Origin of the sequence: Zhongshania guokunii (assembly GCF_040892635.1) — a bacterium.
GTDB lineage: Bacteria > Pseudomonadota > Gammaproteobacteria > Pseudomonadales > Spongiibacteraceae > Spongiibacter > Spongiibacter guokunii.
The window spans coordinates 1-10,056 of sequence record NZ_JBFRYA010000028.1; the positions used below are offsets into that span (position 1 = coordinate 1).

7 protein-coding genes are annotated in these 10,056 nt (G+C 51.0%); 4 read left to right on the top strand and 3 right to left on the bottom strand.

The window, feature by feature from the left end:
- Positions 1-864: 864 nt before the first annotated feature.
- The 4 genes from AB4876_RS18810 (at position 865) to AB4876_RS18825 (ending at position 5,043) form a co-directional block, all read left to right on the top strand.
- Positions 865-1,698 carry a helix-turn-helix domain-containing protein gene (locus tag AB4876_RS18810; RefSeq protein WP_368383231.1) on the top strand — a complete coding sequence of 278 codons (834 nt, stop codon included), beginning with the start codon at positions 865-867 and terminating at the stop codon, positions 1,696-1,698.
- Positions 1,699-1,817: 119 nt separating this feature from the next.
- Entirely contained in the window at positions 1,818-3,623 is a 1,806-nt protein-coding gene (locus AB4876_RS18815; protein ID WP_368383232.1) for an acyl-CoA dehydrogenase, read from the top strand.
- 30 nt (positions 3,624-3,653) lie between these two features.
- On the top strand, positions 3,654-4,115 hold the full coding sequence (locus AB4876_RS18820; protein WP_368383233.1) for a MaoC family dehydratase: 462 nt from the start codon (positions 3,654-3,656) through the stop codon (positions 4,113-4,115).
- Positions 4,116-4,125: 10 nt separating this feature from the next.
- Positions 4,126-5,043, top strand: coding sequence for an SDR family NAD(P)-dependent oxidoreductase (locus tag AB4876_RS18825; RefSeq protein ID WP_368383234.1), 918 nt, complete (start codon positions 4,126-4,128; stop codon positions 5,041-5,043).
- A gap of 60 nt (positions 5,044-5,103) precedes the next feature.
- Here the strand turns inward: AB4876_RS18825 and AB4876_RS18830 are convergent, their stop codons facing one another.
- From AB4876_RS18830 to AB4876_RS18840, 3 genes are all read right to left on the bottom strand, one after another.
- Entirely contained in the window at positions 5,104-6,540 is a 1,437-nt protein-coding gene (locus tag AB4876_RS18830; protein ID WP_368383235.1) for an HAD-IB family hydrolase, read from the bottom strand.
- Positions 6,537-8,045 carry a wax ester/triacylglycerol synthase domain-containing protein gene (locus tag AB4876_RS18835; RefSeq protein ID WP_368383236.1) on the bottom strand — a complete coding sequence of 503 codons (1,509 nt, stop codon included), beginning with the start codon at positions 8,043-8,045 and terminating at the stop codon, positions 6,537-6,539. The genes AB4876_RS18830 and AB4876_RS18835 overlap by 4 nt, the downstream gene beginning before the upstream one ends.
- A partial coding sequence (locus AB4876_RS18840) for a glycerol-3-phosphate 1-O-acyltransferase (RefSeq protein WP_368383237.1) occupies positions 8,038-10,056 on the bottom strand: 2,019 nt, incomplete at its 5' end. The genes AB4876_RS18840 and AB4876_RS18835, both read right to left, overlap by 8 nt.

The window sequence follows — 10,056 nt, forward strand, 5'->3', positions numbered from 1 at the left end:
CAGGCTTCTAAATCAAAATGCCCCAGCCGAATTCGGTTGGGGCATTTTACTTTGTGGAATCTAAATAGTTGGGCAACTGGCGACGAGAGCCTGCCCCGCGAAGCGCTTTGGGTACCAACGGCCAGACCCAAAACAGTCGCTGCGCTCCTGGGGTCAGCTTTCGCCAGGCTTTGATTTAAATGGCCAAAGCACTCGCTTTACTCGCGGGCCACACTGACCCGAGACTCAATAGAGTCTCGGGTTTTTTTATGGGTTACTGGAAGTGGGCTCCACCAGGCGATGGCCTACGTAGGTCACAGCCAAAGCACTCGCTAACGCTCGCGGGCTGGGCCCTCGCCAGGCTTCTAAATAAATGGCCACAGCACTCCCTGCAGTCGTGGGCCACACTGACACCCCGTTCAGCTTATGCTGGACGGGGTTTTTTATTTAGGACGCGAGAAGCGTCGCTCACTAAATACCGGGCTCATGCAACATGGCCACAGCGCTTCGCGGGCCACGCTGAACTCTGTTCTGCAAGAACGAGTTTGGTGCGACATAGCGCAGCGAAGGCGTCGCGTAGCGATTGCGTACCCAAAGCACTCGCTTCGCTCATGGGGCAGGCTCAGCACTGCTCGCAACACAAAGTAGGTAATCATTACGCACCGCACTCAATTAAGAACCGCAGTCCGCCCTAAGCCTTTTTAAAACCCGCAACACCCCTAACAGCGCCACGCTAGACGGGAGACGGTGAACGCAAAAGCTAAAGCCTACATGTTCGCTCTGGCGTCAAGTGTCTCCCCTTGCAAAGCATCAATCAAGGTAGTCTGCTATCATCCGATACCATACTAAAACTCCGCATACCAATTGATGCAAAGTTAAACCTCTATGCCAGACTCATTAGAAGAATTCGCGTTTGCTCGGTTTTTGAGGTTTTGGCGAGCTGTACATGGACTCAGCCAAGAGGAGCTCGCTTTTCGTCTGCAGTGTTCCCCGCGCCATATTAGCCGCTTAGAAAATGGCAGCAGTCGTCCTAGCGAGGCAATTATTAGCGAAATCGCGCTTGCGTTGAATTTAGGTAAGCGGGACTTAAATCATTTACGGATTTCGGCGGGCTATGCGGCTTCGGAAGAGATAATAGATTTTAATGCGCCGGAGCTAAAATGGTTGCGTAAGGCAATGATTTTAACCTTGCGTGCTCTTGATCCATATCCGACTTCTTTAATGGACACGTCAGCTAATATATTGATGGTCAATCGTGGCTGGCTGGGGTTTTACAGTAAATTATTGTCGAGTGACGAACTGCAAAAAACAGGTAATTTCTATGATTATCTGTTCAGCCGCGGGGTCAGCGGGGGGGTAAGCAATCTCGAAAACACCTTGTCTGTGATACTAATGAGCTTACAGCAGGTAGCCTTATTCAATAATAAAGACTCCGATCGCGCGACCTTAGCAAGGTTGAACGCGGCGCCAAGCGTTCCTGCTGACTGGCGTCAGCGGGCGGCGGGACTAGAGCCGATGGCGAGTTATCGGGTGCAGGTTGATTTCGATGACGATTTAGCAACTTTCTTTAGTGTAAGTACGACTGTCGGTGCACTCGGTCCGACGGCATATGCCTCTGAACCTCGACTTACCATCTGCACCCTTTACCCTGAAGACGACGCCCTAGACTTGTCGGGTCTAGTCGATGACAAGAAAAAACACCCATTGTTGTTTTATTGAGCTGTGCAGACTCTTTCTTAGGCTTTATTTCTGGAAACAAGACATCGAATGTCGTGGTGATGCCGAGCCCGCGGTATGACAATGCTCCTTTATAAAAATTACTCAGCTGAGGTTAGATAATGTCTGCGCCTATTTTATGCGATAGAGACTTGGAGTTTATGCTCTTTGAGTTATTCGATTCAGAAAGCCTTACACGCCGATCGCGTTACGCCGAACATAGTCGGGAAACCTTTCTAGCATCTATTGCAACCGCTAAAACGGTTGCGGAGCGTTATTTCTTACCAATCCGTCAAAAAATGGACCTCCATCAGCCGACTTTTGATGGTAAAAAGGTGGCGATGATACCTGAAATAAAAGTCGCTTTAGACGCAACATTGGCTGCAGGCTTGGGTTCGACTACTGCTGATTTTGAATTAGGCGGCATGCAGTTACCGCCGATAGTGGCCTCGGTTGCCGGTGCTTACTTGTCGGCTACTGGCAGTACTGCCATGGGTTACTTGATGTTGACCTCTGCCAATGCCAGCTTAATTTCCGCATACGGTACCCCCGAGCAAATTAAAACTTGGGTAGAACCTATGCGGATCGGGCGCTTCGCGGGGACCATGGCAATGACTGAGCCCAGCGCGGGCTCAGGTTTAGCCGACCTTACCAGCAGCGCGGTAAAGGCGGATGACGGCACCTATCGTATTACCGGCAACAAAATTTATATATCGGGCGGTGATCACGATCTTAGCGAGAATATTGTGCATTTGGTTTTAGCGCGGATAAAAGGCGCGCCCAAAGGCACCAAGGGAATCTCGCTGTTTATTGTGCCTAAGTTTTTACTTGACGAAGACGGCTCCATTGGTGAGCGCAATGATGTGGCATTAGCCGGCTTATTCCATAAAATGGGTGGTCGTGGCCACACCTCCTGTGCGCTTAATTTTGGCGAGCAGGGTGGTGCTGTGGGCTATTTGGTCGGCGAGGAACATCGTGGCCTCAGCTATATGTTTCATATGATGAATGAAGCCCGCATTATGGTCGGCACAGGCGCAGCAACCACCGCACTTACTGGCTACCAGTACTCGCTGCACTACGCTAAAGAGCGCCCGCAAGGCCGATTACCCTCGTGTAAAGACCCGCTCTCGGCACCGGTAAACATTATTGAACATGCCGATGTGCGGCGGATGTTGCTGGCCCAAAAAGCGTATTCCGAAGGGGCCATGGCGCTGTGTTTGCTAGGCTCACAGCTGGTTGATGACAGTCACACCGCTGAAACTGACGCCGCTCGGGCTCGGGCTAAAACTTTGCTGGATATTCTCATACCGGTTATAAAAAGCTGGCCGTCGGAATACGGCCCGAAGTCCAATGATCTTGCTATTCAGGTACTGGGCGGAGCGGGTTATACAAACGATCATCCGGTGGAGATGTTTTATCGGGACAATCGCTTAAACCCAATTCACGAGGGCACCACCGGTATTCAGTCGCTGGATTTACTCGCGCGTAAAGTACCAATGAATAATATGATGGGCTACCAGCTATTGTTAGAAGAGTTTCAAAGCGGTATCGATGCGGCTCATTCGCGAGCGGAGCTGGCTGACCTCGCCGAGCAACTGAGTGAGGCAGTAGGAATATTGAAGACGACGACAAACTCGTTATTAGCGGCGATGATGACCGAGAATATCGACATGGCGCTGTCAAACTCGGTTAAGTATCTTGAACTGTTTGGCAACGTAGTTATTGCATGGCTGTGGCTGAAACAAGGTATTGTCGCGACCGATGCTCTCGCTAAAAAGCCGCATGAAAGCGATGAAAATTTTTACCGTGGTAAGCTGCAAGCTGCTCGATACTTCTATAGCTTTGAGCTACCACAAATCCAAGTATGGTCAAAAATTCTGACTGACTTGGATCGCAGTGCTTATGATATGCGGGCAGCATGGTTTTAAGATCTAATACTAATAAGAGAGGATATTGCCTTGGTTGCTTTTGTTGATAAAGAAAAGATTGCTGAAAAAATCGGGTTTGAGCCGGAGCCAACATCGTGGTTTACCGTTGACCAAGAAACCATTAATAAATTTGCAGATTGCACTTTAGATCGCCAGTTTATTCACGTAGATCCCGATAAAGCCAAGGCTACGCCTTTTGGTACTACGATTGCACATGGCTTTTTGAGTTTGTCGATGCTCTCCCATTTTGCCGAACAATACAGTGTATTGATTAATGGCTACTATATGGGTGTGAATTATGGCTTCGATAAAGTGCGCTTTATCTCGCCGGTCAAAGTGAATAGCCGTATACGCGCGGTGCCGAAAATTCTAGATATAAGTACCAGTAAGCCAGGTCAGTACCTGTTTAAGACTCAGGTTACCATTGAAATAGAAAATGAAGATAAACCCGCCTGTGTGGCTGAATGGCTAACCGTGCAAATGATTGCTTAAGGAGAATGTAATGACAATTCGATTTGATGGCCAAGTGGCTATAGTTACTGGCGCGGGCAATGGTTTGGGCCGCAGCCACGCACTGGCCTTGGCTGCTCGCGGCGCAAAAGTGGTCGTTAATGATTTGGGCGGCGCACGCGATGGCAGTGGTGCCTCCTCTGCTGCGGCCGCTGAAGTGGTTGAATTAATAAAACAAGGCGGTGGTGATGCGATTGCTCACGGTGCCAATGTTGCCAATTTCGCAGAAGTTGAAGACATGGTCGGGCAAGCCATGGCCAAGTGGGGGCGAGTTGATATTCTCATTAATAATGCAGGAATATTACGGGATAAATCTTTCGCTAAAATGAGCTTGGATGATTTCAAATTAGTCATGGACGTTCATCTGATGGGGTCGGTGAATTGCTGCAAAGCGGTGTGGGACATTATGCGCGAGCAAAACTACGGGCGTATCGTGATGACCACATCGTCGAGCGGTATGTACGGTAACTTTGGTCAGAGTAATTACGGCGCGGCAAAAATGGCTGTTTTAGGCTTAATGAACACTCTAGTTTTGGAAGGCGCCAAGAACAATATTAGGGTGAATGCGCTGGCACCAACTGCTGGCACACGTATGACCGAAGACATTATGCCGGAAGAGTTTATGGGATTACTGACACCTGAGGCGGTGACAGCGGGTGCATTGTTACTTTGCCATAACGATGCTCCAACTCGCCAAATTCTCTGCGCGGGCGCCGGTGGTTATGCCAGTGCTAGGCTCGTTGAAACAGACGGAATTTTCTTGTCTGCGGAGGAGCAAACCCCAGAAAGTGTCGCGGCTCAGTGGCAGGCGGTGAATGACATCAGTACTCAGCAAGAGCTGGAGTCGGGTATGAAGCAGAGCGAGAAATTTTTAAGTAAAGCCATGGCCAAGCTCAAATCGAAGATTTAAATTTAATGTTTACGATATTTGAGGGGCTGGGATGCTTCGCAGCTCCTCAAAATTGTTAGCTTATATTGTTGGCCAATTCCTCAGCGTATCGATATAAAGTTGGCGAACCTCCTCAATACCTTCGCTAATGTTGTCTAGCGTCCAGTCGCTAAGGGAAATGGCTGGCAGCACGGCCACATCAACTGTCCCTGGGCTCATAACAGCGGCGTCTCTGGCGGCGATCATTTCAGCGTTGCGAAATACAATTGGCACTATGGGTATGCCTGCGGCCATGGCCATGCGGAATGCGCCTTTTTTAAATTCGCCCACTAATTCGGTGTCGACGCGATTGCCCTCGGGGGCGAGGCAGATTGAGATGCCTTTGCGGGCCAGTTCTTCTATTGGCTTAAGTGCTTCCACTGAGCCTTTTGAGTCGGCGCGATCGATAAAGGCGACATCGGCGAGTTTGCCAATGGTGCCGGTGAGCCAGTGATTTTCTAATTCTTTTTTACCAACGCCGGTAAAGTCTTTTTCAATCAGTTTGGCGGCCATAAAAGCGTCGTAGTTATTGCGGTGATTAAAAATAAATACCGCGGGTCGCTGCGCCCAGAGATTCTCCTTGCCAATAACATTGAGTTTCACGCCGTTTATTTTAAACATGCGATCAATCCAGCGGGGCGAGGCGTAATTTAATATGGCGCGCTTGTCGCGTTTGAGTAAACCGAGCCCTAAGCCAATACCGGCAAATGGCAGCACGCTCATTACACCGGCGGTGGAGCGCAGGGCGCCGTTGTTTTTGCGACTGACAAAACGTTGAATTGGCCAGCCCCGTGACTTTGCAACCCGCGCTAAATTTTTGCCGGGATTGGTGGGGCGGGGATGTCCAACTAAATGCATTAAGGCTTCATCTTCATTGCCGTCGGCGTAGAAGTAGCAGTCGCTCAGTGCCGCTTGGCGCTCGTCGGCAAAGTGCTGGGCTGCTTGGGCTTTGCCCTTGGCCCAAATTAGGGGTTTTGCTATTTCGCCGCTGAGTTGTTCGCCACTGAGTGCAAAGCGATTGCACAGCACGTGTTCAATGCCTAAAAAGCGCGCTATGGGTTCTACTTGGTAGCAGGTGGCCGAGGACGACAGTATTACCGTGTGACCCTGCTGTTGGTGAGCCTTAATAATTTTACGCATTTCTGGGTAGATTAAATTAATAATTTTTTTGTTAAACAGCAGTTCGCCCATGGCCATGAGTTCGAGATGATTGCGACCCTTCCACGCGTCAGCGCCAATTTGCAACAGGTCTTCAAAGTCGGCTTTGCCGATGGCGGCATTGATGCCGGTGTTCACTGTGCGCAGAAATTCTTGCAGCGTAATGTCTTTGTTTTTTAGGCGTTGCTTGCTCAGGTGGGTGGCCGAGAAGCCTGCGATAATGGTGCCATCGAGGTCAAAAAATACACATACCGAAGGACCTTTTTTTGACGATTGTATGCTGTGTAAAGTCGATGCCAAGACCTGATCTGGGTGGCTCATGATTTACTTCCTTCCGGGGTACTTGCTTTGGCGTTGACCGCTTTTTTGGGTGCTGGTTTTTTTGCTGCAACCGGCTTGCGAACAGGGGCTTTTTTCTTTGCCGGACTAGCGGCGGGTTTTAACAGGGCGTTAAATTCATCGCTTAGGCATTGTATTAGCAGATCGGGTTGGCTAAACGCTGCGGTATCACAGTGACTGCCGATATAGCATACGCCCTCGTGTGACATCATCACTAACATTAGCGGAATGCCCGGCAGTGGCCCAAAGGGGTACATTTTTACAATTTTACTGCCGGCGATATAGGCCGGATCGCGGAAGCCGGGTACATTGGAGGCTTGTACATCGACGTGGCTGGCGAGTTCACTGAGTTCCTTAAGTGCGCTAGCGGGTAGGTGGACTAACAGCGGTGCAACGCGGTTAACAATATTGATCGCTGGCTCGGCAATGGCTTGCTGCACTTGGGCTTGAATTAGATTAATACGGTGTCTGGGGTCGGCTTCGCTCAGGGGCAGGGAAATACGCGCTGCGGCAAAGTGGTTGCCGCCGTCACTATCATTCGCGGTGCGCAAATTCACCGGCATGGCCAGTGGCAGTGCGGCGAGCTTGCAGCCAAGTGCGCTATGGTAGCGATGTAGGCCACCGGCAATGGCGGCAATGTAAATATCATTGACGCTGGCATCTAAGGTTTTTGCGCAGGCTTTTAGGTCGGCAAGGGGGTATTCCAGTACGTCGAGGCGACGGCCAAGGCTGCGGCGCATAAGCAGTGGTGAAGGCTGGCTGTCGCCGCTGCTTAAAATACGTTTGGCCGATTGCCAATGTTGCTTAAGTTCGTCTAGGCGTTCACTGGGGTGTTGTAGTAGGTCTTTGCCACCGCGAATTCCCACGCGTATTTTTTTGTTGATGCTGGGTATTACCCTGACAATAGCTTGGCTAATACCGCGCCGACTTAGGCTAATACTGTCGATGTCTTCAGGGATGGGGGCGGCCAGTGGTGGTCGCGCAGGTGTCGCTCGGCGGTCATTGAATAAGAGCTTTAAAAGCATAAGCCCGCCCATGCCGTCGGATACCGCGTGATGCATTTTTATAACCAACGCCGCCTTAGCGCCTTGCTCCTTGACGCCTTCGACGATAAAAACCTCCCATAGCGGGCGCTGGGTGTCCATTGGCGCAGCGAGGATTTGGCTGGCGGTATCGAGTACATCGCGCAGCTTACCGGGGCTAGCCGCGCTAATGCGGCGCAGGTGGTAGTCTAGGTTAAAGTCGGGATCGACTACCCAGCGCGGGGCAGTAATGGCGAGGGCGGGCGCGACAATATGCTGACGCAGACGAATAAATTGCCTGCTGGCGTAGTCGAAGGTGGCGCGCAGCTCTGTGAAATCTGGCACCTCATCGAGCAGGGCAATTGACAGCATTGCGCTGCGGGTTTTTACCGAGGCTTCGCCGCGCAGCATAAGCAACTCTAGGGCGTCGACCTCATCTTTAAACGTACTTTGGCTGTCAGTCATGGTTTTGAACTCGATTAAAAAAACGTTGATTAAAGGTGCGGCGGGCTGAGGCAAAGCGATGATCACTGAGCTGTAAAAGTGTCTCTAGCTCCTCGATATAGCGCTGTCCTAGCTGGGCCTGATAGCCTCCGGTATTGTCGATAACGCCGCGATTTTCGGCTATTTGTAAGCCGGTTTTGAATAAATGTATCGATGCCGCCTCGGAGTGAATAATGCGTTTTTGCAATAGATACTGGCGCGCCGCGCCAGCACAAAACTGGAAGAAATCTTTGTTGCCGAGGGCGTCCTTGTCGGCTTGTAATTTAAGGCAGACGGCGACCACCCAATAACTTTCTAAGAAGCAGCGCAACACACTGTCGGCGGTAATGGGCTGCATGGCGCCGAGTAGGGTGAGGGTGGCTTCTGGGCCGCTTTCCAGGGCTTGCTGCCACTGGGGGTCGACCTTGGCTAAACGTTCGGTCAGGGTTTTGCGAAATTGATTTTTTTCTAAGAAAAAGAAATCGAATTTAAGTAGGTCGCGAAGTTGCAGCGCCGTGTCCCAAAAAATATCTATGGCTTGGCCTTCACTCTTTTCGGCAGCGGCGGTTAATGCCAACTCGGCAATAGCGCTGTCGAGAAAGTGATGAATCACCCAGTTGCGATAATAGGAGGCGGCAACGTGGGCGTCGCGATTAATGGTAAAAACCGCCTCGGGGCCGTCGGTTTCGGCGTGAATAAGGCCTTGGCCAATGAGTGCATCGAGTTCCTCTTGAATGCCCTCATCGCAGAGCAACCGCTTGGCGCTAGCAGTCATCGGCGCGTCATGGAGTTCGGTGTAGTGTACGAACTCGCGCAGTGCCATTTTAAGTTGCTCAAAACTCAGGGCTTGTCGAAAGGCGCTGAGGGCGGTCATGGTAATGAGGGAAATGGCGGTGATCGGCGTGGCCTGATTGATGCGCAATGAAATTTCAAAGGCCAATTTTTGCAGGGCAAGGTGGTAGTCGCTGTCGCTGAGTTGCTTGGCTTCTTCATGGCTGCCGAGGTAGCTGCTCAGTGAGAGTGGTTCGCCAAAGCGGACATAAATGCGGCCAAAGCGACCGTGGGCAGACTTAAAATAATTGATCATCCATTTTAAATCTTCTTTTTTCTTGGCAACGCCCATCGCTTCACCGGCATAGCCTTTCACTTCGTTGAGCTGATCGTAGGTGGTAGAGGCGGGGATTAGGGCAATGTCTTCGCAGCGGCCATCGCGGTAAGCGTCGACCACATATTTTAATAAACCTAGTTTGGGCGGTAGCGACTTTCCGGTGCGGGAGCGGGTGCCTTCTATATACCACTGCAGGCTAAAGCGTTTTTCGACCATATAGCCGAGGTATTCCTTTAACACCCAACGGTATACGGGGTCGCTGCGAATATCGCGGCGAATAAAGATTACCCCAGAGCGGCGCATAATATAGCCCATTGGCCAGAAACTCATATTAATACCGCCGAGGGTACTGGTACGAGGTAGTCCGGCTTCGTGTAGGGCGACGGACATCACCCCAACGTCCATATTGGAGCGGTGCGAGGGTAGAATAATTGCGGGCTTGCCATGCACTTCGCTGCGGACTTTTTCAATTTGCAGGGGATCAATATCCAATTGCTCAACGTAGCCACGCCGGTAAAGAATACGGCCCATAATAAGATTGATGTCTAGGCCCAGTGGCGTAAAGCCCGAGGCCAACTCTTTGAGGGCTTTGTCGGCCAAGGCTTCGGCTTGAATGAGTGGTAGTTGTTTTTGTTCAGCCAGTAGCCGAAGGCCCTCTTGAAAGCGGCTGGACGCGCGTATTTCTTCGCGCACCAGTTTTGGCATTTTGTATTGGGGGCCAAGCAGTTGTGATGCTGCACGCTCTAGGGCGAGAGTTGCCCGCCGGACCACAAAATTTGCAAATTTATCTTCAGTTTCGCTGGCGCGCAGTTGCGCCCAAATATCCCGTAGCGCAGTAATGGTGGCGGGTTCGCCTTCAAGGACGTGAACGCGCTCGGTCTGGGT

Excerpts from the sequence above, each read along its gene's own strand:
- AB4876_RS18810 (WP_368383231.1), top strand. The coding sequence starts at position 865 with ATGCCAGACTCATTAGAAGAATTCGCGTTTGCTCGGTTTTTGAGGTTT.
- AB4876_RS18815 (WP_368383232.1), top strand. The coding sequence starts at position 1,818 with ATGTCTGCGCCTATTTTATGCGATAGAGACTTGGAGTTTATGCTCTTT.
- AB4876_RS18825 (WP_368383234.1), top strand. The coding sequence starts at position 4,126 with ATGACAATTCGATTTGATGGCCAAGTGGCTATAGTTACTGGCGCGGGC.
- AB4876_RS18830 (WP_368383235.1), bottom strand. The coding sequence starts at position 6,540 with ATGAGCCACCCAGATCAGGTCTTGGCATCGACTTTACACAGCATACAA.
- AB4876_RS18835 (WP_368383236.1), bottom strand. The coding sequence starts at position 8,045 with ATGACTGACAGCCAAAGTACGTTTAAAGATGAGGTCGACGCCCTAGAG.